This window comes from Streptomyces sp. NPDC003393, assembly GCF_053589015.1.
Genome location: NZ_JBSFRB010000019.1, coordinates 95069 through 119421, shown reverse-complemented (window position 1 = coordinate 119421; position 24353 = coordinate 95069). Strand labels below are relative to the sequence as shown.

The 24353-nt window shown below is 70.6% G+C and carries 20 protein-coding genes; 11 read left to right on the top strand and 9 right to left on the bottom strand.

Going from position 1 to position 24353, the window contains the following annotated elements:
* Nucleotides 1-67: 67 nt before the first annotated feature.
* On the bottom strand, nucleotides 68-835 hold the full coding sequence (gene map / locus ACWDUZ_RS20170; RefSeq protein ID WP_451633149.1) for a type I methionyl aminopeptidase: 768 nt from the start codon (nucleotides 833-835) through the stop codon (nucleotides 68-70).
* A gap of 52 nt (nucleotides 836-887) precedes the next feature.
* Here map and ACWDUZ_RS20165 point away from each other — a divergent pair, with 52 nt between their 5' ends.
* The 8 genes from ACWDUZ_RS20165 to ACWDUZ_RS20130 all read left to right on the top strand — a co-directional run bounded on the left by ACWDUZ_RS20165 (nucleotide 888) and on the right by ACWDUZ_RS20130 (nucleotide 10350).
* Entirely contained in the window at nucleotides 888-1139 is a 252-nt protein-coding gene (locus ACWDUZ_RS20165) for a helix-turn-helix domain-containing protein (RefSeq protein ID WP_389836698.1), read from the top strand.
* Between the two features lie 222 nt (nucleotides 1140-1361).
* Nucleotides 1362-2204 (top strand): nitrilase-related carbon-nitrogen hydrolase, encoded by an 843-nt coding sequence (locus tag ACWDUZ_RS20160; RefSeq protein WP_451633148.1) that lies wholly within the window; start codon nucleotides 1362-1364, stop codon nucleotides 2202-2204.
* Nucleotides 2201-3484 (top strand): aspartate aminotransferase family protein, encoded by a 1284-nt coding sequence (locus ACWDUZ_RS20155; protein WP_451633147.1) that lies wholly within the window; start codon nucleotides 2201-2203, stop codon nucleotides 3482-3484. Before ACWDUZ_RS20160 ends, ACWDUZ_RS20155 begins: the two co-directional genes overlap by 4 nt.
* Before the next feature lie 196 nt (nucleotides 3485-3680).
* A complete protein-coding gene (locus ACWDUZ_RS20150) occupies nucleotides 3681-5276 on the top strand; it encodes a PucR family transcriptional regulator (RefSeq protein ID WP_451633146.1) in 1596 nt (531 codons plus the stop codon).
* A 195-nt stretch (nucleotides 5277-5471) separates the two neighbouring features.
* Nucleotides 5472-6314, top strand: a complete 843-nt coding sequence (locus ACWDUZ_RS20145; RefSeq protein ID WP_189899866.1) for a nitrilase-related carbon-nitrogen hydrolase — start codon at nucleotides 5472-5474, stop codon at nucleotides 6312-6314.
* A 31-nt stretch (nucleotides 6315-6345) separates the two neighbouring features.
* Nucleotides 6346-7749, top strand: coding sequence for a dihydropyrimidinase (gene hydA / locus ACWDUZ_RS20140; RefSeq protein WP_451633145.1), 1404 nt, complete (start codon nucleotides 6346-6348; stop codon nucleotides 7747-7749).
* A 19-nt stretch (nucleotides 7750-7768) separates the two neighbouring features.
* Nucleotides 7769-8791: a TIGR03842 family LLM class F420-dependent oxidoreductase gene (locus ACWDUZ_RS20135; protein WP_451633144.1), complete on the top strand. Its 1023-nt coding sequence runs from the start codon at nucleotides 7769-7771 to the stop codon at nucleotides 8789-8791.
* A 26-nt stretch (nucleotides 8792-8817) separates the two neighbouring features.
* Nucleotides 8818-10350 carry an NCS1 family nucleobase:cation symporter-1 gene (locus ACWDUZ_RS20130; RefSeq protein WP_451633143.1) on the top strand — a complete coding sequence of 511 codons (1533 nt, stop codon included), beginning with the start codon at nucleotides 8818-8820 and terminating at the stop codon, nucleotides 10348-10350.
* Nucleotides 10351-10407: 57 nt separating this feature from the next.
* Here the strand turns inward: ACWDUZ_RS20130 and ACWDUZ_RS20125 are convergent, their stop codons facing one another.
* Nucleotides 10408-11115 (bottom strand): hypothetical protein, encoded by a 708-nt coding sequence (locus ACWDUZ_RS20125; RefSeq protein ID WP_451633142.1) that lies wholly within the window; start codon nucleotides 11113-11115, stop codon nucleotides 10408-10410.
* Nucleotides 11116-11271: 156 nt separating this feature from the next.
* Entirely contained in the window at nucleotides 11272-12336 is a 1065-nt protein-coding gene (locus ACWDUZ_RS20120; RefSeq protein WP_451633141.1) for a lipoate--protein ligase family protein, read from the bottom strand.
* 190 nt (nucleotides 12337-12526) lie between these two features.
* Here ACWDUZ_RS20120 and ACWDUZ_RS20115 point away from each other — a divergent pair, with 190 nt between their 5' ends.
* Entirely contained in the window at nucleotides 12527-13540 is a 1014-nt protein-coding gene (locus ACWDUZ_RS20115) for a LacI family DNA-binding transcriptional regulator (RefSeq protein ID WP_451633140.1), read from the top strand.
* A gap of 139 nt (nucleotides 13541-13679) precedes the next feature.
* Here the strand turns inward: ACWDUZ_RS20115 and ACWDUZ_RS20110 are convergent, their stop codons facing one another.
* Genes ACWDUZ_RS20110 through ACWDUZ_RS20095 form a run of 4 tightly spaced genes read right to left on the bottom strand, consistent with a single transcriptional unit; the run spans nucleotide 13680 to nucleotide 18046 of the window.
* Nucleotides 13680-14537: a carbohydrate ABC transporter permease gene (locus ACWDUZ_RS20110; RefSeq protein WP_451633139.1), complete on the bottom strand. Its 858-nt coding sequence runs from the start codon at nucleotides 14535-14537 to the stop codon at nucleotides 13680-13682.
* Nucleotides 14527-15492 (bottom strand): carbohydrate ABC transporter permease, encoded by a 966-nt coding sequence (locus ACWDUZ_RS20105; RefSeq protein ID WP_451633138.1) that lies wholly within the window; start codon nucleotides 15490-15492, stop codon nucleotides 14527-14529. Before ACWDUZ_RS20105 ends, ACWDUZ_RS20110 begins: the two co-directional genes overlap by 11 nt.
* Nucleotides 15489-16910 (bottom strand): ABC transporter substrate-binding protein, encoded by a 1422-nt coding sequence (locus ACWDUZ_RS20100; RefSeq protein WP_451633137.1) that lies wholly within the window; start codon nucleotides 16908-16910, stop codon nucleotides 15489-15491. Before ACWDUZ_RS20100 ends, ACWDUZ_RS20105 begins: the two co-directional genes overlap by 4 nt.
* A 44-nt stretch (nucleotides 16911-16954) precedes the next feature.
* Nucleotides 16955-18046 (bottom strand): glycoside hydrolase family 172 protein, encoded by a 1092-nt coding sequence (locus ACWDUZ_RS20095; protein ID WP_451633136.1) that lies wholly within the window; start codon nucleotides 18044-18046, stop codon nucleotides 16955-16957.
* 276 nt (nucleotides 18047-18322) lie between these two features.
* On the opposite strand from ACWDUZ_RS20095, the gene ACWDUZ_RS20090 reads away from it, so the two are divergent.
* Nucleotides 18323-19801 (top strand): FGGY-family carbohydrate kinase, encoded by a 1479-nt coding sequence (locus tag ACWDUZ_RS20090; protein ID WP_451633135.1) that lies wholly within the window; start codon nucleotides 18323-18325, stop codon nucleotides 19799-19801.
* Nucleotides 19802-19940: 139 nt separating this feature from the next.
* Entirely contained in the window at nucleotides 19941-21581 is a 1641-nt protein-coding gene (locus ACWDUZ_RS20085) for a fucose isomerase (RefSeq protein ID WP_451633134.1), read from the top strand.
* 253 nt (nucleotides 21582-21834) lie between these two features.
* Here the strand turns inward: ACWDUZ_RS20085 and ACWDUZ_RS20080 are convergent, their stop codons facing one another.
* Nucleotides 21835-22623 (bottom strand): OBAP family protein, encoded by a 789-nt coding sequence (locus tag ACWDUZ_RS20080; RefSeq protein WP_451633133.1) that lies wholly within the window; start codon nucleotides 22621-22623, stop codon nucleotides 21835-21837.
* A gap of 148 nt (nucleotides 22624-22771) precedes the next feature.
* Nucleotides 22772-24277, bottom strand: coding sequence for a SulP family inorganic anion transporter (locus tag ACWDUZ_RS20075; protein ID WP_451633132.1), 1506 nt, complete (start codon nucleotides 24275-24277; stop codon nucleotides 22772-22774).
* Nucleotides 24278-24353: the final 76 nt, after the last annotated feature.

Genomic DNA, 24353 nt, shown 5'->3' with positions numbered 1-24353 from the left:
CGCCCACGCGGCGGTCGGCCAGGTCTCGGCACGGCCCCGCGTCCGCTCCACGCCCCCGAGCCCGGCTCTACCGCCGCGTGAGCACCCTCGGGCCGCTTTCCGTGATCGCCACCGTGTGTTCGACGTGGGCCGCCCTGGAGCCGTCGTTCGTGCGCAGGGTCCAGCCGTCGGGGGCCGCGTGGTAGCCGTCGGTGCCCCCGGCGATCAGCATGGGTTCGACGGCGAGGACCATGCCGTGGCGCAGCGGGAGGCCCCGGCCCGGGCGGCCCTCGTTGGGTACGGCGGGATCCTCGTGCATGCGGCGGCCCACGCCGTGGCCGCCGAAGCCGTCCGGGATGCCGTAGCCCGCCGCACGGCACACCGAGCCGACGGCGTGGGCGATGTCGCCGATGCGGTTGCCGACCACGGCGGCCTCGATGCCCGCGCCCAGCGCCCGCTCGGCGGTCTCGATCAGCTTCAGGTCCGCGGGGCGCGGCCGGCCGACGATCATGCTGAGCGCCGAGTCCCCGACCCAGCCGCCCAGCTCGGCGCCGAAGTCCAGGGAGAGCAGGTCGCCGTCGCGCAGCCGGTACCGGGTGGGGATGCCGTGCACGATCGCGTCGTTGACGGAGGCGATCAGCACGGCCGGGAAGGGGGTCGGGGCGAAGGAGGGCCGGTAGCCGAGGAAGGGGGAGGCCGCGCCCGCCTCGCGCAGCACGTCCCGTGCCAGTTCGTCGAGTTCCAGCAGGGAGACTCCCACGTCCGCGGCCCGGCTCACCGCGGTGAGTGTCCGCGCCACGACCTGGCCGGCCTCGTACATGGCGTCGATCGATGCGTCCGTCTTCAGTTCCACCATGCCAATTACTATACCGGTATTTGAATCCCGGTCCGGGCCGTAGAATGACGGCATGGTGCGCACCCCACTCACTCCCGAAGAGCGCGAACGCGGCGAGCGGCTCGGGCTGCTGCTGCGCGAGGCGCGCGGCGATCGCAGCATGACGGAGATCGCGGCGAGCGCGGGCATCTCCGCGGAGACGCTGCGCAAGATCGAGACCGGCCGGGCCCCGACCCCGGCGTTCTTCACGGTGGCCGCGCTGGCCCGAGCCCTCGGGCTGTCGATGGACGAGTTGGTAGGACGGTGCGCACCGGTCGAGGTCTGATGGGGCCCCCGGGCACCCGGCAGCCGTCGGCACTCACCCACAGGAGTTGCGAAACACGATCGACTCAGCGGGTTCACGACGATGGTCTTGGCAAGGCCGCCCAGGAGGCTTACGTTCGTGCCTCTAGGCCCGTTCTACGGGCGTAGAGGCTGGGGCCCCGTGTCACGTCCCGGCCGGGCGCGGAGGTGACACAGGCTCTGACGTACGTCGAAGGAGCAGCTCATGGCCAACGTCGTCCGTGCGGCCCTGGTCCAGGCCACCTGGACCGGCGACATCGAGTCCATGGTCGCCAAGCACGAGCAGCACGCCCGTGAGGCGGCCCGTCGGGGCGCGAAGATCATCGGATTCCAGGAAGTCTTCAACTCGCCGTACTTCTGCCAGGTCCAGGAGCCCGAGCACTACCGCTGGGCGGAGCCGGTCCCCGACGGCCCGACCGTGCGCCGGATGCGGGATCTCGCCCGCGAGACCGGCATGGTGATCGTCGTCCCCGTCTTCGAGGTCGAACAGTCCGGCTTCTACTACAACACCGCCGCCGTGATCGACGCCGACGGCAGCTACCTCGGCAAGTACCGCAAGCACCACATCCCGCAGGTCAAGGGCTTCTGGGAGAAGTACTACTTCAAACCCGGCAACCTGGGCTGGCCCGTCTTCGACACCGCCGTCGGCCGGGTCGGCGTCTACATCTGCTACGACCGCCACTTCCCCGAGGGCTGGCGCCAACTCGGCCTCAACGGCGCCCAGCTCGTCTACAACCCCTCCGCCACCCACCGCGGCCTGTCCTCCTACCTCTGGCGGCTGGAGCAGCCGGCGGCGGCCGTCGCCAACGAGTACTTCGTCGCCGCGATCAACCGCGTCGGCCAGGAGGAGTACGGCGACAACGACTTCTACGGGACGAGCTACTTCGTCGACCCGCGTGGTCAGTTCGTCGGGGACGTCGCCAGTGACTCCAAGGAGGAACTCGTCGTCCGCGACCTCGACTTCGACCTCATCGAAGCGGTCCGGCAGCAGTGGGCCTTCTACCGCGACCGCCGTCCCGACGCCTACGAAGGGCTGGTCACACCGTGAACGACCTGTACGACCGTCACCGCGCCGTCCTGCCCGACTGGCTCGCCCTCTACTACGAGGAGCCGCTGGAGATCACCCACGGCGAGGGCCGGTACGTGTGGGACGCCGAGGGCCGGCGGTACCTGGACTTCTTCGGCGGGATCCTGACCACGATGACCGCGCACGCGCTGCCCGAGGTCACGAAGGCGGTGAGCGAGCAGGCCGGCCGGATCATCCACTCCTCCACGCTCTACCTCAACCGGCCCATGGTGGAACTCGCCGAGCGCATCGCCCAGCTCAGCGGCATCCCGGACGCCCGGGTGTTCTTCACCACCTCCGGCACCGAGGCCAACGACACCGCGCTGCTGCTGGCGACGACGTACCGGCGCAGCAACACCGTCCTGGCCATGCGCAACAGCTACCACGGCCGTTCCTTCAGCTCCATCGGCATCACCGGCAACCGCGGCTGGTCCCCGACCTCCCTGTCCCCCCTGCAGACGCTGTACGTCCACGGCGGCGTCCGCACCCGCGGCCCGTTCGCCCACCTGGACGACGACGCCTTCGTCGCGGCCTGCGTGGCGGACCTCGAGGACCTCCTCGGCCACACCCGCGCGCCCGCCGCGCTGATCGCCGAACCCATCCAGGGCGTCGGCGGCTTCACCTCGCCCCCGGACGGGCTGTACGCGGCCTTCCGCGATGTGCTGCGGGAGCACGGCATCCTGTGGATCTCCGACGAGGTGCAGACCGGCTGGGGCCGCACCGGCGAGCACTTCTGGGGCTGGCAGGCGCACGGGCGCAGTGGGCCGCCGGACATGCTCACCTTCGCCAAGGGCATCGGCAACGGCATGTCCATCGGCGGCGTCGTCGCCCGCGCCGAGATCATGAACTGCCTGGACGCCAACAGCATCTCCACCTTCGGCGGCACCCAGATCACCATGGCCGCGGGCCTCGCCAACCTCAACCACCTGGTGGAGCACGACCTTCAGGGCAACGCCCGGAGGGTCGGCGGGCTGCTCATCGAACGGCTGCGGGCCGCCGCGGCCGGGCTGCCCGGTGTACGGGAGGTGCGCGGCCGGGGACTGATGATCGGCGTGGAACTGGCCAGGCCGGGCACGGACGAGGCCGATCCGCAGGCGGCCGCCGCCGTGCTGGAGGCGGCCCGCGAGGGCGGGCTGCTCATCGGCAAGGGCGGCGGCCACAACACCAGCGCCCTGCGCATCGCCCCACCGCTGTCCCTGACCGTCGCGGAGGCCGAGGAGGGCGCCGCGATCCTGGAACGCGCGCTGCGCGCCGCCTACTGAGGCACGCACCGGAGAGCGCCGAGCAAGGCGAGCGGGCCGAAGGGCGCACCGGTGTCGAGGGGACCGGGCGTACCCCTCCGCTCGACAGGAGCTCGGGGGAGCGCCAAGGCCCGAACGGCTGAGCACGGTCGCCCTCGGCACCGGCCGGAGCGCGCCCCCGGAGGTGAACCGAGCCGCACACAGAGGGGAACGTCGCATGACCACCGTCTCGGACCGGCCCCCGGCCCCGCCGGACTCCCCTGAACCACCCCTGTCGGTCCGTCAGGTGCTCGCCCTGGAGCGGGTGCTGGCCGGGGAACCCGAGGTGGTGGCCGGCGCCGGGCAGCTCGACCGGCCCGTGCGCTGGGTGCACGTCGCCGAGGCGGCGGACGTCGGCGTGATGCTCAACGGCGGCGAGATGGTGCTCACCACCGGGGTGCTGCTCGCCGGCGACGAGGAGAAGCAGGCCGAGTACATCCGGTCGATGCACCGCGCGGAGGCCGCCGCCGTCGTCCTGGGCCTGGGACGGGCGTTCCCCAGGCCGCCGGACGTGATGCGGCGGGCCGCCGAGCGGTGCGGACTGCCCCTGGTGGTCCTGCACCGCCCGTTCCCGTTCGCCGAGCTGACCGAGGAGGTCCAGTCCCGGCTGGTGCGGCGGAAGTTCGCCGCCGTCAGCCTGTCGGAGTCCGTACGCACCGCCCTGACCGCACTGATCACCGCGGGCGCCCCCCTCCAGGCGCTGCTGGACGAGATCGCCCAGCACAGCGCCTGCCCCGTCGTCGTCACCAACCTCGCCCACCGCGTCCTCGCCACGGCGGGGGAGCGGCCGGCGGTGGACGACGTGCTGCGCGACTGGGAACGCATCGCCCGGCAGGCCGGAGGCAGCGAGGGCGACGGCTGGATCCGCGCCGAACTCGGCGGGTGCGGCGAGCGATGGGGCCGGATCGTGCTGTGCGGGCACCGCGGGGACATCACCACCGGACGGCTGCTGGCCGACCGCGCCGCCGAAGCCCTCGTCCTGCACCGGATGCTCGGCGGCGCCACCGGCCGGACCTGGGAGGAACAGTCCGCGCAGGGCCTGCTGACCGACCTGCTCAGCGGTGTCGTGCCGGCACGGCAGCTGCTGCCCCGGGCCCGGGCCGCCGGACTGCCCGTCAACCGGCGCACCTTCGTGCCGCTCGTGGTACGGGACGGCGAGCCCGCCGAACTCGACCGGCTGCTCCGGCTGCTGGGGCTGCGCGGCCTGGTCGCCGAGATCGGCGGGGAGGGAGACGGCCACACCGCCGTCCTGCTCAGCCTCGCCCGCGACCAGGACTCCGACGCTCTCACCGAGCACTTCGCGGCCCGGCTGCGCACCGAGTCGTCCCGGGCCGCCACGGTCGTCGCCGCCGCGGACGCCCGCTCCGCCTGGGACGACGTGCCCACCGGGCTGCGCGAGGCCCGGCACGTCGCCGACGCGGTGGCCGATTCCGCCCCCGCCCTCGACCTGCCGCCCGTCGTACGGCTGCGGGACGTGCACCTGCGCGGCCTGGTCCGCCTGCTGCGGGACGACCCGCATGTGCAGTCCTTCGCCGAGCGGGAGCTGAACGGGCTGCTGTGCCGGGCCGACCGCGATCTGCTCGCCGTGCTGCGCACCTATCTCGCCACCGGCCGCAACAAGTCCCGCACCGCCCAGCTCCACCACGTCTCCCGGCCCGCGCTCTATCGCCGTCTGGAGGCCATACAGGCCCGCCTCGGGGTGAACCTCGACGACTTCGAACAGGCCGCCTCGGTGCACATAGCCCTTCTCGCGCACGACGCGCAACAGCAGTGACACGATGCCGCGAAACCGCAGGTGAACGCTGTACCACGGAGAAAAACGGCGGTGGGACATGGGACGGAGCCGGAGTGACACGGTGGCACGCCACGCCCCCGCGGACGTGACACGGTGCACCTCAAACCGGACCGGCCGGCTTCCTACGCTCTGCGGACACCGCACACCCCGCACACCGAACGAGCGGAGGTCCCGATGAGCCGTGTGATCCGTGCCGCCCTCTTCCAGACCGCCTGGACCGGCGACAAGGAATCCATGATCCAGGTCCATGAGCAGGCCGCGCGCGACGCCGCCGCGCAGGGCGCCCAGGTCCTGTGCTTCCAGGAGCTGTTCTACGGCCCGTACTTCTGCCAGGTGCAGGACCCGGCCTTCTACGAGTACGCCGAGCAGATCCCCGAGGGTCCGATCGTCCGGCGCTTCCAGGCACTCGCCAAGGAACTGGGCATCGTCCTCGTGCTGCCGATGTACGAGGAGGAGCAGCCCGGCGTCCTCTACAACACCGCGGCCGTGATCGACGCCGACGGCTCCTACCTCGGCAAGTACCGCAAGACCCACATCCCCCAGGTCCGGGGCTTCTGGGAGAAGTTCTACTTCCGCCCCGGCAACAGCGGCTGGCCCGTCTTCGACACCAAGGTCGGCAAGGTCGGCGTCTACATCTGCTACGACCGGCACTTCCCGGAGGGCTGGCGCGCCCTGGGCCTGGCCGGCGCCGAGATCGTCTTCAACCCCTCGGCCACCTCGCGCGGTCTGTCCGGCTATCTGTGGCAGCTGGAGCAGCCCGCGGCGGCCGTGGCCAACGAGTACTTCGTGGGAGCGATCAACCGGGTCGGCGTCGAGGAGTACGGGGACAACGACTTCTACGGCACCTCCTACTTCGTGGACCCCGAGGCCCAGTTCGTCGGCGAGGTGGCGAGCGACAAGGAGACCGAACTCGTCGTCCGCGACCTGGACCTGGCCAAGCTGCGCGAGGTCCGCGACCGCTGGCAGTTCTACCGCGACCGCGCGCCGGGGGCCTACACGCCGCTGACCGCCCCGTGACCGCAACCGTCCACCTGGCAGGAGAGGGAGCATGAGCAGCCGTACCGTCATCCGCGGTGGCCTCGTCATCACCGCCGCCGACGAGATCCACGCCGACGTGCTGATCGAGGACGGCCGTATCGCCGCCCTCGCGGCCTCCGGCACCCCGGCAGCCGAGGCGTTCACCGCCGACCGGACCATCGACGCGACCGGCAAGTACGTGATCCCGGGCGGGGTCGACGGCCACACCCACATGGAGATGCCGTTCGGCGGCACCTACGCCTCCGACACCTTCGAGACGGGCACCCGGGCCGCTGCCTGGGGCGGCACCACCACCATCGTCGACTTCGCCATCCAGAGCGTCGGCGGCTCCCTGCGTGAGGGCCTGGACGCCTGGCACGCCAAGGCCGAGGGCCACTGCTCCATCGACTACGGCTTCCACATGATCGTCTCCGATGTGAACGAGGAGACGCTGAAGGAGATGGACCTGCTGGTGGAGGAGGGCGTCACCTCCTTCAAACAGTTCATGGCCTACCCGGGGGTCTTCTACAGCGACGACGGCCAGATCCTGCGGGCCATGCAGCGCGCCGCCGACAACGGCGGGCTGATCATGATGCACGCCGAGAACGGCATCGCCATCGACGTCCTGGTGGAGCAGGCGCTCGCCCGCGGCGAGACCGATCCGCGCTACCACGGCGAGGTCCGCAAGGCCCTGCTGGAGGCCGAGGCCACCCACCGCGCGATCCGCCTGGCCCAGGTCGCGGGCGCCCCGCTGTACGTCGTGCACGTCTCGGCGCGCGAGGCGGTCGCCGAACTGGCCAGGGCGCGCGACGAGGGACTGCCAGTGTTCGGCGAGACCTGCCCGCAGTACCTCTTCCTGTCCACCGACAACCTCGCCGAGCCCGACTTCGAAGGGGCGAAGTACGTGTGCTCCACGCCCCTGCGTCCCAAGGACCACCAGGCGGCGCTGTGGAAGGGCCTGCGCACCAACGACCTCCAGGTGGTCTCCACCGACCACTGCCCGTTCTGCTTCAGCGGTCAGAAGGAACTGGGCCGGGGCGACTTCTCCAAGATCCCGAACGGCATGCCGGGCGTGGAGAACCGCATGGACCTGCTCCACCAGGCCGTCGTCGACGGACACATCTCGCGCCGCCGCTGGATCGAGATCGCCTGCGCCACCCCGGCCCGGATGTTCGGCATGTACCCCACGAAGGGCACCATCGCCCCCGGCGCCGACGCCGACGTCGTCATCTACGACCCGCACGCCGAGCAGGTGCTCTCCGCCCGGACCCACCACATGAACGTGGACTACTCGGCCTACGAGGGCCGGCGCGTCACCGGCCGGGTGGAGACCGTGCTCTCCCGCGGCGAGCCCGTCATCACCGAACGGGAGTACACGGGACGCCCCGGCCACGGGGTCTACACGCCTCGCTCCACCTGCCAGTACCTCGACTAGGAAGAGGGCCAAGGACGTCATGGACTTCGGACTCGTCCTGCAGACCGACCCGCCGGCCTCCCGCGTCGTCAGCCTGATGCAGCGGGCCGAGCGCAACGGCTTCCGCTACGGCTGGACCTTCGACTCCGCCGTGCTCTGGCAGGAGCCGTTCGTCATCTACAGCCAGATCCTCGCGAACACCGAGAAACTGACGGTGGGTCCGATGGTCACCAACCCGGGCACCCGTACCTGGGAGGTGACCGCCTCCACCTTCGCCACGCTCAACGACATGTTCGGCAACCGCACCGTGTGCGGCATTGGCCGGGGCGACTCCGCGATGCGCGTCGCGGGCCGCAAACCCAACACGCTGGCCCGGATCAGCGAGGCCATGAAGGTCATCCGGGCCCTGGCCCGGGGAGAGGAGGCCGACCTCGGCGGCACCGTGATCAGGTTCCCCTGGATCAAGCCGGGCGCCGAACTCCCCGTGTGGATGGCCGCCTACGGCCCCAAGGCGCTGAAGATGACCGGCGAGGAGGCCGACGGGTTCATCCTCCAGCTCGCCGACCTCTATCTGACCGAGTACATGGTCAAGGCGGTCAAGGACGCGGCGGCAGCGGCCGGACGCGACCCGGCCGAGGTGACGATCTGCGTCGCCGCCCCCGCCTATGTCACCGCCGACGACTCGCCCGAGGCGCTCGCCCACGCCCGTGAGCAGTGCCGCTGGTTCGGCGGCATGGTCGGCAACCACGTCGCCGACCTGGTCGCCCGCTACGGCGAGCACTCCGCCGCCGTACCCGACGAACTCACCGACTACATCAAGTCCCGCCGGGGATACGACTACGCCCACCACGGGCGCAGCGGCAACCCGGACACCGCCTTCGTGCCCGACGAGATCGTCGACCGGTTCTGCCTGATCGGACCGGTCGAGAAGCACATCGAGAAGCTGAACGCGCTGCGCGCACTGGGCGTCGACCAGTTCGCCGTGTACGACATGCACGACGCGCAGGAAGCCGTGATCGACGCGTACGGCCGCGAGGTCATTCCCGTCGTCAACTCCAGATAACCGGTTGCCATCCGATTGGGCTGCCCATGACCGACACCGCTCCCTGGGGCATATCACCGTCCGCGCAGGTGACCCTCGCCGACGGGCGGGTGGAGATCGCCCCCGGCACTCCACCCCCCAGCGGCCGCTACGCCAACGCGGACCTGCTGCCGGTCCCCGTGGCCGGGCGCACCTGGACCACGTACAACTTCTCCGCGCTGTGGGTCGGCATGGCCCACAACACGGCCTCCTGGACCCTGGCCTCCGGTCTGATCGCCGTCGGCATGGACTGGAAGCAGGCGGTGTTCACCATCGCCCTGGCCAATGTGATCGTGCTCGTCCCGATGCTGCTCACCGGGCACGCGGGGCCCAAGTACGGCATTCCCTTCCCGGTCTTCGCCCGCGCCTCCTTCGGGGTGCGCGGCGCCAACCTGCCGGCCGTGGTACGGGCGCTGGTGGCCTGCGGCTGGTTCGGCATCCAGACCTGGATCGGCGGTGAGGCGATCTACTTCCTGGCCGGGAAACTCATCGGCGACAGCTGGTCGAAGGCCGCCCAGTTCGGCGGCCACGCCTGGACGATGTGGCTGTCGTTCGCGATCTTCTGGGTGATCCAGGTGGCCGTGATCTACCGGGGCATGGAGACCATCCGCCGGTTCGAGAACTGGGCGGCCCCGTTCGTGCTCGTCGGCGCGTTCGTGATGCTGTGGTGGATGAGCAGCAAGGCCGGCGGCCTCGGCCCGCTGTTCGACCAGCCGTCGAAACTGGGCTGGGGAGCCGACTTCTGGAAGCTGTTCGCCCCCTCCCTGATGGGCATGATCGGCTTCTGGTCGACGCTGTCGCTGAACATCCCCGACTTCACCCGCTACGGAAAGAGCCAGAAGGCGCAGACCCGGGGCCAGGCGCTCGGCCTGCCCACCACCATGACCCTGTTCGCCTTCCTGTCGGTGCTGGTCACCTCCGGCTCCCAGGCGGTCTACGGCGAACCGGTCTGGGACCCGGTGCAGTTGGCGGCCAAGACGGACAACGTGGTCGGCCTGCTGTACGCGCTGGTGACCGTGCTGGTGGCCACCCTGTCGGTGAACATCGCCGCCAACCTCGTCTCCCCGGCGTTCGACTTCTCCAACATCGCCCCCCGCAAGGTCAGTTTCCGCACCGGGGCCCTCGTCACCGCGGTGCTCGCCGTGGTCATCTGCCCGTGGAAGCTCTACGCCGACCCGCAGGGCTACATCTTCACCTGGCTGGGCCTGGTCGGCGGGCTGCTCGGCACGGTCGCGGGCATCCTCGTCGCCGACTACTGGGTGCTGCGCCGCAGCCGGCTCGACCTCGTCGACCTCTACCGCACCGGCGGGCGCTACTGGTACGCGGCCGGCTGGAACTGGCGGGCGGTCGTGGCCTTCCTGGCGGGCGGCGTGCTCGCCATCGGCGGCGCGGACTTCCACCCGCTCGTCGACGGCCGCCCGATACCGGCGCTGAAGCCGCTCGCCGACTACGGCTGGGCGGTGGGCCTCGGCACGTCGATGGCGCTGTACCTGCTGCTCATGCTGACGCGCCCGCCCTCCCGGGAGGAGACCGTCGCCTGACCGCCGGCGCAGGCCCCGAGTCGGGGAGGGCGGCCGGGCGAGGCGCCTGAAGGGCGGTCAGTTCCCCTGGCCGCCCTTCAGCGCGGACACCGCTTCCCGGGCGGCCTTGATGGCCCCCTTGTTGATCTCGTCCGTGCCCGGCGCCTTCTTCGTCTCGAAGTCGCTGCCGTTGTACGTGACGGTCACCAGCGCGTTGGAAGCCCGCACCATCACCACGCCCTCGCGGGTCTGCTGCTTGTCCTCCGTGGTGAGGTTGACGACGGAGTAGGCGGCGTCACCGAGGCCGGGAACCGCGCCGCCGCCGCTCTTCTCCGCGGTGCGCTGCTCGTACGACTTCTGTGCCGCCGCTTCCGACTGCGTGATCTCGAAGGACACGTCGAGCCAGCGGTAGTCGAACCCCTTCAGCGCGTTCCAGGAGCAGGTGCGGCGCACCTTGGTGTCCGTCGACGGGATCTCCTTGCCGGCCGTCTTCGCGCCCGGCACCAGCGAGGTGATCGTCTTGCCTGCGATGGAGGTGCACGGCGCCGGAGCGGACGCGTACGCCTTGGACCCGGGGGTCGACGAGGGTGTCGGGGCAGAGCCGGACGACGAGGAGGAGGACGAGGACCCGGCGTCGGTCGTGCGGGTGTCCTGCCCGGTGGAGCGGTGCCCGTCGGCGGACGACGCCGCGAACGGCCCGGACGTCATCGCCCAGCCCGCACAGGCCAGGACGACGACCGGGGTCAGCCGCGCGGTGAGCGCGAGCGGCAGCGGAAGATCACGCACGGCGCACTTCTCGTGTGGGGGACGATGCGGAGGCCGTCCACAGCATGGACGGTACGACAGTGTCACACGAGTCGTAGTGGGGCGGAAGTGCGAACTCGCTGTGTGCTCAAGCGGTGACGGAACCGCGACACCGGTCACCCGTGGGGTGGGCGCAGGTCAGGGCACCCGTGCCGTCCATTCCGGTGTGGTGAACTTCGTCCGGGCCAACTGCTCGGCGCGGGCCAGCTCTTCGTCGGTGACCTTGCCCCCGGACAGTCCGTACCGGCCGTCGAAGGACTCGATCATCCGCTCGATGACGGCCTCGCGCGCGAGCCCGGTCTGCCGGCGCAGCGGGTCCACCCGCTTCTTCGCGCTCTTCGTGCCCTTGTCGGACAGCTTCTCCCGGCCGATCCGCAGCACCTCGAGCATCTTGTCGGCGTCGATGTCGTAGGCCATGGTCACGTGGTGCAGCACCGCGCCGGGGCCGCCGCCGGGACCCACGATCCGCTTCTGCGCGGCACCGGCGATCTTGCCCTGGTCGGTGGCGATGTCGTTCAGCGGCTGGTACCAGGCCCGGATCCCCATGTCGCCGAGCGCACCGAGCACCCAGTCGTCGAGGTAGGCGTAGCTGTCCTGGAAGGACAGCCCCTGCACCAGCGCCTCGGGCACCGACAGCGAGTACGTGATCGTGTTGCCCGGCTCGACGAACATCGCGCCACCGCCGGAGATCCGGCGCACCACCTCCACGCCGTGCCGGGCGGCACCCCCGGCGTCCACCTCGTTGCTCAGCGACTGGAAACTGCCGATGATCACGGCGGGGGCGGCCCACTCCCACACCCGCAGCGTCGGGGGCCGCCGTCCTGCGGCGACCTCGGCCGTCAGCACCTCGTCCAGCGCCATGTGCAGCGCGGGGGACTGGGGGCCGTCGTGGATCAGCTGCCAGTCGTAGTCGGTCCAGTCGGTGGCGTGCGCCAGCGCGCGCCGCACCGCGATGGCGACGCCTTCCGAAGTCAGCCCGTACATCACCGTGCCCGGCGGCAGCGCCGCGTCGATCCGGGCGGCCAGGCCCGCCGCGTCGGTGTCCGCCGGGGCGCCCTCCAGCGCGCCGTTCACGGCGTCCAGCGCCTCGTCCGGCTCCAGGAAGAAGTCGCCCGCCACCCGCACCCGCCGCAGCACGCCGTCGTCGGCCTCCACGTCCACGACGACGAGCTTCCCGCCCGGCACCTTGTACTCACCGTGCACTCTCCGGCCCTCCGTTCCTGCCGCAGGAGATGAACGCCGGGGGCGGCCGGGGTGTTCCCGCTCGGTGGGCACCAGGGGCTCGCCAGGCCCGGCAGGGTGCCGGCCCAGTCCCGCTCCATACGGGGGTGAAATCCTTTTCACCAGCAGGGTAGGGTGGGAACCCGGACTCGGTGAAAGGATGCCGACACAGGTGGTGACGATCCATGACGTGGCGCGAGCCGCCGGAGTTTCCCCGGCGACCGTCTCGCGTGTGTTCAACGGCGGCAGGGTCACCCCGGAACGCGCCCGGTCCGTCCAGCAGGCCGCCGCGGAACTCGGGTTCGCCCCCAACAGGCTGGCACGCAGCCTGCGCAAGCAGCGCTCCAGTGTGATCGCCCTGATCATCCCGGACATCGAGAACCCCTTCTTCACCTCGCTCGCCCGTGGTGTCGAGGACGCCGCGCAGCGCACCAGCCTCTCGGTGGTGCTGTGCAACTCCGACGAGGACACCGACAAGGAACGGCGCTACCTGGAGGTCGCGCTCGGCGAGCAGATGGCGGGCGTGATCGTGGCGGCGGCCTCGCAGGACGACACGGACCTGGGGCCGCTCATCGCCCGGGGCGTGCCCGTGGTCGCCGTCGACCGGCGGCCGCACGACGCCGAGGTGGACGCGGTCAGGGCCGACGACCAGCACGGCGGAGAGGTCGCCACCCGCCATCTGCTGCAGGCCGGCTACCGCAGGATCGCCTGCATCACCGGACCCGAGGGCGCCTCCACCTCCGAAGAGCGCCTGGCCGGTTACCGAGCGGCGTTGCGCGCGGCCCGGATCGAGGGGATCGCCGCCGACGACGCTTACGTACGCCACGCCGACTTCCGCGTGGAGGGCGGCCGGACGGCCATGCGTGAGCTGCTGGCCCTGCCCGAGCCGCCCGACGCGGTGTTCGTCACCAACAACCTCATGACCATCGGCGCACTCGACGCCCTGAGCGAGGCAGGACGCACTCCGCCCGGGGTCGGCGTGCTCTCCTTCGGCGACGTGCCCTGGGCGTCGCTGGTGCGACCGTCGCTGACGGCGGTGGAACTGCCGTCGTACGAGCTCGGGCGCACTGCCGCCGACCTGCTGCTGCAGCGCATGGAAGGCAGCACGGCGCCGTTGCAGACCGTGGTGCTGCGCACCAGACTCCAGATCAGGGAGAGCACCGCCGGACCCGTCGCCCCGGAGTGACGAACCACGCGGACGGGCGCCGGACGCACCGGGCGGACGGCCCCACGGCCCTTGCGCGGCAAGGTCACGGACGGCAGCGGAAAGGGGCGCCGCACCGGTCACCCGACCGGTGCGGCGCCCCTTTCCGGGTGCCGGGCCGCTACTTCAGTCCGGACGTCTTGATCGATTCCACGATCTGCCGCTGGAAGACGAAGAACAGCGCCAGCATGGGCAGCGCGGCCACGGTGGCCGCCGCCAGGATGTAGTTCCAGTTGGAGCCGTACTGCGTCTGGAAGGAGGCGATGCCGAGCTGGACCACCGTCAGGGACTGGTCGTTGGTGGCGACCAGCGGCCAGACGAAGGCGTTCCAATTGGCCAGGAAGAAGAAGATCGCCAGGGCCGAGAGGATGGGCCGGGACATCGGCAGGACGATGTTCCAGTAGACCCTCCAGGGACCGCAGCCGTCCACGATCGCCGCCTCCTCCAGCTCCTTGGGCAGCCCCAGGTAGAACTGGCGCAGCAGGAAGATGCCGAAGGCGTTGAAGATCGCCGGGATGATCAGGCCGGCGTAGCTGTCGAGCAGGCCCAGCTGGCGGGCCACCAGGAACAGCGGGATCAGCACCACCGGCGCGGTGACCAGCAGCGTTGCGAAGATCGCGCCGAAGAGCTTCTCACGGCCCGGGAAGCGCAGCCGGGCCAGTGCGTAGGCGGCCATCGAGTGGAAGAACAGCGCCGCGACGGTGATCACCGCGGAGATGAAGAAGCTGTTCCACAGGTAGCGCGCGAACGGCACCTCGGTGAAGACGTAGACGAAGTTGTCGAACGTGAAGTCGCGGGGGACCAGGCTCCCGTCGGTGACGGTGGCCCGCGTCTTGAAGGACGACGTGACCATGTACAGCACCGGGAAGACGCTGATCAGCGACAGGACGACGGCCAGGGCCGTGAGTCCGGCGCGTGAGGTGAGCCGGCGCCGGCCGGCCGGTGGGGTGGCCTGGGCCGCCGTGGCGTCACTCGCCATCGTCGAACCTCCCGCCTCTCGTGAACTTGAAGATCACCGCGGAGACGGCGACCATGATCAGCACCAGGAACGAGCCCATCGCCGAGGCATAGCCGTACTCACCGAAGCCGAAGGCCTGCTGGTAGATGTAGAAGATCGCCAGCGAGGTGCCGTTGGCCGGGCCACCGTTGGTCAGGACGAAGATCAGGTCGAGACCGCCGGTGATCGCGGCGACCGTCGACATCAACAGGACGAAGAAGCTGGTGGGGCGCAGCAGCGGCCAGGTGATCGTGCGGAAGGTCGTCCACGGGCCCGCCCCGTCGAGCCTGGCGGCCTCATAGAACTCCTTCGGGATCTCCTGGAGCCCCGCCAAGAAGATGATCATGTAGTAGCCCATCATCACCCACACCATGACGGCGATGACGCAGCCGAGGGCCAGGGACGGGCTGCCCAGCCAGGACTCGCCGTCGAAGCCGGCCGCCCGCATGGCCCGGTTGACCACACCGGTCTGCTCGTCCAGCAGGAACTTCCACAGCACGCCGACCACCACGAGGCTGATGACGTACGGCAGGAAGAGCGCGGTGCGGTACGCCCCGGCGCCGGGCAGCTTCTGCTTGACCAGGAGGCCGAGCCCGAGGCTCACGCAGAACAGGACGGGGACGAGGATCACCACGTACTCGCCGGTGATCTTCATGGAGTCCCAGAACAGCGGGTCGTCCATCATCCGCCGGTAGTTGCCGAGCCCGATCCACTCGTAGCTGCCGAAGCCGCTGACCTGGAAGAAGCTCAGACCGATGGAGAGGACCATCGGGACGGCGACGAAGACCAGCAGCCCGAGCACGTCGGGCGCGAGGAACAGGCCGGCGGCCAGCCACTCGCGGTGCTTGCGGCTCAGCCTGCGCCCGTCGGACGAGGCGGGTGCCTGGGCCGGGGCGAGTGAGGTGCGCCGGCCCTCCTGTGCGGGGACGCTGCTCATATCAGGCTCGCCCCCTTGTAGCTCTTGGTGTAGGCAGCGATGGACCGGGTGGCTCGCTCCGCCTCACCGGCCACCCCGCGGCCCGCGAGCATGGTGCCCTGGATGGCGTCGGAGATCGCCTTGTAGACGACCGGGGGATAGCGCGGCTCGGCGCGGCCGCCCGGGAAGATCTCGTCCTTGAACTTCTTCATGATCGCGGAGTCGTAGCCGCCCTTGGCGGCTCCGCGCTCCAGGGCGCTGGTGCGGGGCGCCACGTCGGACTTGGCGCCGACGCACCAGTCGACCATCCGGTCGATCGAGTCGTCCTTCATGGACCCCAGCGCCCAGACGCAGAACTCGGCCGCCGCCTCGGGGTTGCGGCCCTGCGCGTTGGCGCAGAACGACCAGCCGCCGAGCGTGGTCACGTACGTGCCGCCCGGCGGCAAGGGCAGCTTGAAGACCCCGTACTTGTACTGGGGTGCGAACGCCTTGAAGCTGGAGACGTTCCAGATGCCCTGCTGCCACATGGCGACGTTGCCGCCCTTGAAGCCGCCGATCACGTCGCCGGCGGCGGGGAGCGTGCGCGGGGCGATGCCGTGGCGCACCGCGTCCTGCCAGAGCGCCAGGGCCTGGCGGGTGGCCTTGGAGTCGAAGGCGACGTCGCCCTGCTGGTCCAGTACGTCGCCGCCGCCCTGCCACATCCACGGGTACCAGGTGAAGTTCTGGTAGTAGCCCGGGTTGGTCTCGAACACCAGGCCGGCCCGGGTCCTGGTGCGCAGTTTGTCGCCGACGTCGAGCATCTGGTCCCAGGTGGTGGGGATGTCCGCCTCGGACAGGCCGGCCTTCTCCCACACGTCCTGGGCGTAGAACATCGCCAGCGGCTCGATCTCCATGGGGAGGGCGTACACCTTGCCGTCGACCTTGCGGCTGTCGAGCGCGGAGCCGAAGTCGTCGATGGCCTCCTTCTCCATGTACGGAGTCAGGTCGGCCAGCACGCCGCCGTTGTAGTAGCGCAGGAAGTCGCCGGGGGAGAGCAGGAAGACGTCCGGGCCCTCGCCGGTGGCGAAGGCGGACGGCAGTTTGAATCCGTTGAGGTAGGTGGGCTGCGGCAGATACACCAGGTCGATCTGCGCCTGGTGGGTGGCGTTCCACTTGGCGACCATGTCGGTGAACCACTTGGACTGCGCGTTGATCGCCGGGTCGGGTGAGCGCTGCGGGCCGTAGAAGTTCCAGAACTGGAGGTTGCCCCCCTTCGCCTGGGCGGTGCCGCAGCCGGTGAGCAGGGCCGGGGACGCCAGGGCCGCCCCGGCGCCCGCCGTCGCGGTCAGGAAGCGGCGGCGCGAGGTGCCGGCGGGGAAGCCGCGGCCCGGCGTGCCGGAGGCGCCGGCGGGGCCGAAGGGTCTGGCGGGACGCTCGGCGTCGTTGCCGTGCTGGAGCATGTGTGCGCTCCTGTCGGAGTGGGATGGGGCTGGGAGCAGACGGGTCAGTCGACTTCGAGGGTGAGCAGGTCCGGCGTGGCCGGACGGGACCCGGAGGACGGGGCGTCCAGGTAGAACAGCGAGGTGCTCGCGATGTCGTCGCTGGTGTGGCGGTAGCGGTGCGGCAGGCCGTTGCCCTGGCCCGGGCCGATGCCGAGGCTCTGCACGGTGACGCGGAGGTCCTCACGGAAGCGGATCGGGTCCAGGACGTGCCAGCGGTACATCCCGAACCGCTGCTGGCTGCGGTACAGCCCGTCCGGACGCAGGATCTGGTTCAGGCCCAGGTAGGGCGTGGTGTAGGCGGTGTAGCCCTGGCCGGGTACGTCGAAGTTCCAGGCGCCGCCGAAGTAGTCCTCGGTGCCGGTGCCGCAGATCGTCGGGAACGCGTCGTCGCCGTCCAGATAGAACTTCAGCTCGCCCTCGCCCCACCAGCCCGGGCTGTTGACGCCCCAGGCCAGGTAGGTGCCGACGTAGCTGCCGGCGCCGGTGACGCCGTCAAGCAGGGTGTGCACCTGGCCGAAGGGTACCGGGTGGCTGCGGCGCCACTGGGCGTGGAAGTACGAGGCGTCCTCGCCGACCTCGTCCAGCTCGTAGTCCACCTGGTAGTAGAGCGTGACCTTCTCGGCGGTCAGGTTCTCCAGGGTGATGCGCGCGCCGCGGCGGAAGGGCATCGGCCAGTAGGCGTTGAACCCGCCGTTGGGGTTGGCGGCGACCGGCACGGACGAGACCTGGCTGAAGGTGTTCCAGCCGTTGCAGAAGAAGTCGCCGAGCGGCACTTCGACGGCCGGGTCGTCCTCGCCCTCCCAGTACATCCGCAGCAGGGTGCCGCGCCAGGCCGTGTGCGGGTCGGTGGTGCACCACAGGTGGCGGATGGTGCCGGGGCCCTCGATGTCGGCGAGCACCGCCGTCTCACCGGCGGTGATGTCGATGCTGGGGGAGATCTTCCAGCCCGGCCCCAGCCGGCTCGCCGCGACGGCACCGGTGCCCTCGGTGGCGCGGCCGCCGCCGGACTTGGCGCCGGTGAAGTTCTCGGCGCTGATGGAACGGCTCACGGCACGCGTCCTGCGGGAGATGCCGTCGAGTCCAAAGGTCGTCATCGTGTCTTGCCCTCATGGTGGAGTACGGGGGCGCGCCGCGGGCCGGCTAGGCACCGCGGGGCGCGGAAGGGCGAGGCGGCACCCGATACCGCGGTGGAACACCTCTGAAATCCATTTCACCGAAACGTAGAGGGGGTCCCCAGGGGTGTCAAGAGGTGAGACACCCGGGCGTGCCGGGGTGTCGGCCTTGCACGGATCAAAGGCTCTTACCTGCGGAATTCGCGACCGCCGCGCGGACCCTTGACCTTGAAATCGATTTCTGCAATGGTCCTGGACATGCCTCGCAACGCAGTCATCGGCGTGGACATCGGCACGTCGAGCAGCAAGGGCGTCCTGGTCGGCCTCGACGGTGCCCTGATCCGCTCGGCCGTACGGGAGCACAGACCCGCACGGCCGGGACCCGGCCGCTTCGAGATGGACGCCTCCGTGTGGTGGCGAGAGTTCACCGAACTCGCCCGCGAGCTGACCGGGCCCGCCGACACCGCCGTCGTCGCCGTCGGCGTCAGCGGCATGGGACCCTGCGTCCTGCTGACCGACGAGCACGACGCACCGCTGCGCCCCGCCATCCTCTACGGGGTGGACACCCGCTCGGTCCGCCAGATCGACCGGATCGAGGAGCGGCTCGGCGCCGAGGAGATCATCCGCCGCTCGGGCTCGGCCCTGAGCACGCAGGCCGCGGGGCCGAAGATCGCCTGGATCGCCGAGGAGGAGCCCGGTCTCTACGCCCGGGCCCGCCGCCTCTACATGCCCAGCTCCTGGCTGGTCCGGCAGCTCACCGGCGCCTACGTCCTCGACCACCACTCGGCCAGTCAGTGCACCCCGCTGTACGACACGCACGCCCGCAGCTGGTACGCCCCCTGGGCCGCCGAGGTGGCCCCCGGCATCGAACTGCCGCCACTCGCCTGGTCCGGCGAGGCGGCCGGCACCGTCACCGCCCAGGCCGCCCGGGAGACCGGACTGCCCGCCGGCATCCCCGTCACCACCGGCACCATCGACGCCTGGGCCGAGGCACTGAGCGTGGGTGCGCAGCACACCGGCGATCTGATGCTGATGTACGGCACCACCATGTTCCTCGTGCACACCGTGCCCAAGCCGCTCACCAGCCCGTCCCTGTGGGCCACGGTCGGGTCCCTGCCCGGCACCCGCAACCTGGCGGGCGGCATGGCCACCTCCGGAGCCGTCACCAACTGGCTGCGCGACCTGTTCGACGGCGCCGACCACACCGAACTCACCCGGCTGGCCGACGAGTCCGGCCCCGGCGCGGGCGGCCTGCTGATGCTGCCGTACTTCTCCGGCGAGCGCACCCCGGTCATGGACCCGCACGCCCGCGGGGTCATCGCCGGGCTGACCCTCTCCCACACCCGCGGCGACCTGTACCGGGCGGCCCTGGAGGCCACCGGGTTCGGCGTCCGCCACAACATCGAGGTCATCGAGGAGGCCGGCGGAGACATCCGCCGGGTGGTCGCCGTCGGCGGCGGCACCCAGGGCTCCCTGTGGACCCAGATCGTCTCCGACATCACCGGCCGCCCGCAGGAACTGCGCACCATCACGATCGGCGCGAGCTACGGTGGTGCGCTGCTGGCCGCCCAGCTCGTCGGCCACGCCTCCGTCGACGACTGGAACCCGGTACGCGAGACGGTGACGCCACGCGCCGAGAACGCCGCGCGCTACGACGCGCTGTACGCCCTCTACCGGCGGCTGTACCCGGACACCGCGGACGCCGTCCACACGCTGGCGGCACTGCAGGAGCGCTGACCGCAGCCCAGACCCGCAAAGACACAGTCATGTGCCCGTGCACGCCACGGGCGCGACACATCCGCAGAGGCGCTCACACCGGCGCACACGCACGGCCGGCCGAGCCTCGGCGCACACCCGAACCACCGACGGAGACCGCATGACCACGTACGCCCTGCCCGAGCTCAACCGGCCGCCGGCCGCCGAGCCGCACACCGTCTACACCGTGGCCAGCGGCGACCTGCGCCCCGCCGCCAACGTCACCTGCTGGCCCACCCAGGAGAAGCTGGAGAACGACCTCGCCGCGGCCCTGACCGACCTCGGCTGGAAGGTGCGCCGTGGCCACGTGGTCGACGAGGCCAAGGGCCACGGTTTCATCGACAGCCAGCGCGCCGGCATCGAGGTCTTCAAGACCCTGCCCAAGGACGTCCCGCTGATCGTCGTCGAGGCCGTCTGGCAGTACAGCCACCACGTCCTGGCCGGCCTGCGCAGCCACGAGGGCCCGATCCTGGTCGTGGCCAACTGGAGCGGGGAGTTCCCCGGCCTGGTCGGCCTGCTGAACCTCGCCGGGAGCCTCACCAAGGCCGGACGCGACTACTCCGTCCTGTGGAGCACCGACTTCACCGACGACTGGGCGCGGGACGGACTGCGCACCTGGCTGGAGACCGGCACACTCACCCACGACACGGGCCACGTCCGGCCGCTGCCGCCCCTGCCCGAGGACCCCGAGACCGAACTGGGCGTGGCCCTCGCGCGGCAACTGCGCGAGGAGAAGGCGATCATCGGCGTCTTCGACGAGGGCTGCATGGGCATGTACAACGCCATCATCGACGACGAGTTCCTCAACCCGCTCGGCATCTACAAGGAGCGCCTGTCGCAGAGCGCGCTGGTCGCCGAGATGAAGAAGGTCTCGGACGAGGAGGCGCAGGCGGTCCGCGCCTGGCTCGACGCCGCCGGCATGACCTTCCACACCGGCACCGACGAGGCCACCGAACTCACCGACGCCCAGTTGCTCAGCCAGTTCAAGATGTACATCGCCGCGCTGCGCATCGCCGACGACTTCGGCCTCGACGCGGTCGGCATCCAGTACCAGCAGGGCCTGAAGGACACCGTCCCGGCGAGCGACCTGGCCGAGGGCCTGCTCAACAACGTTCAGCGCCCGCCCGTGCTCAGCCGCGACGGCTCCCGCGAGCTCTACGCGGGCGCGCCGCTGCCGCACTTCAACGAGGTCGATGAAGGTGTCGCCGTCGACTCCCTCGTCACCAACCGCATCTGGACCGCGATGGGCCTGGACCCGGCCACCACGCTGCACGACATCCGCTGGGGCGAGGAGTACGACGGTCGGTTCGTCTGGGTCTTCGAGATCTCCGGTTCCGTGCCCGCCTCCCACAACGGCGGCTACGACAAGTCGTACAGCATGCGCCAGCCCCCGATGTTCTTCCCGCTCGGCGGCGGCACCCTCAGCGGTGTATCCAAGCCCGGCGAGATCGTCTGGTCGCGGGTGTTCCTGATGGACGGCCGGCTGCACGTCGACCTCGGCCGCGCGAGCGCCGTCGAACTTCCCGAGGAGGAGACGCGGCGCCGCCTGGAGGCCACCAACCACCAGTGGCCGATCATGCACGCGGTCCTGCACGGGGTCACCCGCGACCAGTTCATGGCCCGCCATCGCGCCAACCACCTCAACGTCGCCTACGCCCCCGACGCGGCCACCGCGGACAAGGCGCTGCGCGCCAAGGCGGCGCTCTTCGCCGAGCTGGGCGTCGAGGTGCACCTGTGCGGGGACGCGGCGCCGCAGCCGTAGGGGTCCACGCCCCCCGGCCTGGTGGTCGGGCGAGCCCGGCGCCCGGCGGGCGGGCCGGCACCCGCTCGCCCGGATCGCCCATGGAAACCCCGGTGTCCGGCCCGTACCCTGCACGCGGGCCGGACACCGGGCCACCCGCACGGCAACCACCGACCGAGCGAACCGGGCACTCTCACGACTCCGGCGAGCTTCGCGCGGCAGGTCCACCACACTCACGGACGCGGCATCCGGGCTCCGGCCGGGCAAGCCGCGGTCAGCGCCTGAAGTCCAGCTCCTCGACGCGTGTCTGTACCGTGCGGCCGCTCTCCCATGCGTTGGCGCCCGGCGCCACCTCCGGCATGGGGATGTCCGCCCGGTTCTGCCGCTTGCGGGAGGTGGAGATGCCGAGCCGCTCGTCCCGGGCCCGGACCATCTCGTCCATGGCCTGCCCGTCCCCGGTGAAACCCATCATCAGCTGCGGAATTCCATAGGGGAAGTCGTCACGGTCGTACTGCCAGGTGTGGAAGGTCTTGCCGTACGTGGTCACGAGGTCCTCGAAGTAGGCGTGCTCGGCCAGGTCCGGGATGCCCGGGGCGGTGAGGACGCCGGACTTCACCTCGTAGTGGTGGCTGTGCCACAGCCGCTTCTCGTCCTCGGGCAGACCGCGGAACCGCTCCTCGCTGACGATGTACTCGATGCCGATCAGACGGGCGTCGGGTGCGTTGCGGTCGAAGATCACGCACTGGTGCAGATCGTGCCGGAGGTGGATGCAGAAGTGCGCTGCCTCCACCTGCCGGCCCAGGTCGTCGGCGTAGAGGTGGAAGCCGTCGAGGTAGGTGCTCATCGCGTCGAGCGGGTACTTCGGCTGCATCGCGCCGGCCGCCAGGTCCAGCGCGCGGTGCTTGAGCGGGTGCCCCGTGCCGATCTTGCGGATCATGGCCGCCTTGCGCCCGAGCCGGAGACCCGCCGCAGCCGTCACACCCGCTGCGACACCGATGCCGATGGAAGCGGCCGGCCTCCGGCCGGAGCCGCGCGAACGGTGCGTGCCCAGTGTGAGTGCCATGGGCAGGCGAGTGCCCCGTGCCCGGTGGCCGTAACAACGGGCCCCGGGAGTGAGCACTCACTCCGTCCCTCGCTCATGCGCGAGAGCGACGAGGGCCGCCGCGGACGCCGGTGGCCCCGCGGCGGCCCTCGTGTGCCGCACAGGCTGGTCAGTGGCTGCCGGTGAGCTCGCCGCTGAGCTTTTCGCGGATCCGGGCGCTCGGCTCGTTCAGGCCGATGATCTCGACGGACTTCCCGCGCTGGGCGTACTTCGTCTCGATCGCGTCGAGCGCGGCGACCGACGAGGCGTCCCAGATGTGGGCGGCGCTCAGATCGATGACGACCCTCTCGGGGTCGTTGGCGTAGTCGAACTGGCCGACCAGGTCGTTGGACGAGGCGAAGAACAGTTCGCCGGTCACGGAGTAGACGGCGCTGCTGCCGTCGGGGTCGGTGACCGCCGTGACGTTCGCCAGGTGGGCGACGCGCCTGGCGAAGACGACCATGGCGGTGATCGAGCCGACGACCACACCGATGGCGAGGTTGTGGGTGGCGACCACGACGACGACCGTGATGGCCATGACGGTGATCTCACCGGCCGGCATCCGCTTGAGCGTCCTCGGGGCGACGGAGTGCCAGTCGAAGGTCGTGAACGACACCATCACCATGACCGCGACCAGGGCGGCCATGGGGATGTCGGAGACGACCGGCCCGAAGACGATGCACAGCACCATCAGGAACGAGCCCGCCAGGAACGTGGAAAGGCGGGTCCGGGCGCCGGACACCCTCACATTGATCATGGTCTGGCCGATCATGGCGCAACCGCCCATGCCGCCGAAGAAGCCGGTGACGATGTTGGCGATGCCCTGGCCGATGGACTCGCGGGTCTTGGAGGAGTGGGTGTCGGTGATGTCGTCGACGAGCTTCGAGGTCATCAGCGACTCCATGAGTCCGACCAGAGCCATGGCGAGCGCGTAGGGGGCGATGGTGGTCAGCGTGTCGAGCGTGAACGGCACGTCGGGCAGGCCGGGTACCGGCAGGGAGGAGGGCAGTGCGCCCTTGTCGCCGACGGTCGGTACGGCGATCCCGGCGGCCACGGTGATCGCGGTGAGGATGAAGATGGAGACGAGCGGCGCCGGGACCACCTTGGTGACCTTCGGGAAGAACACCATCGTCAACAGCCCGCCGGCGATCAGCGGGTAGACGGCCCAGGGTACGTCGTGCATCTCCGGCACCTGCGCCATGAAGATCAGGACGGCGAGGGCGTTGACGAAGCCGACCATCACGCTGCGGGGAACGAACCGCATCAGCTTCGCCACGCCCAGCGCACCGAGGACCACCTGGAAGACACCGGCCAGGATGACCGCGGCGACGAGGTAACCGAGTCCGTGATCCCGGTTGAGGGGCGCGATGACCAGGGCGACAGCGCCGGTCGCGGCGGAGATCATCGCCCGCCTGCCGCCGACGACCGAGATCGTCACGGCCATGGTGAAGGAGGCGAACAGACCGATCTGCGGGTCGACCCCGGCGATGACGGAGAACGAGATCGCCTCGGGAATCAGGGCGAGCGCGACGACGAGTCCCGCGAGGACCTCGGTGCGCCACACCTTGGGATCGGTGATCCAGTCGGGCCTGAGGCCGCGCAGCCGCGCGGCGGGAGAGAGCGCAGGAGCGGACAAGAGGGCAGTACCTGTCGTGTTCGGGCACACCCGAGGGGAAGGGGGTGTGCGGGAGGGCGCGAGAGGACCGGGGCGG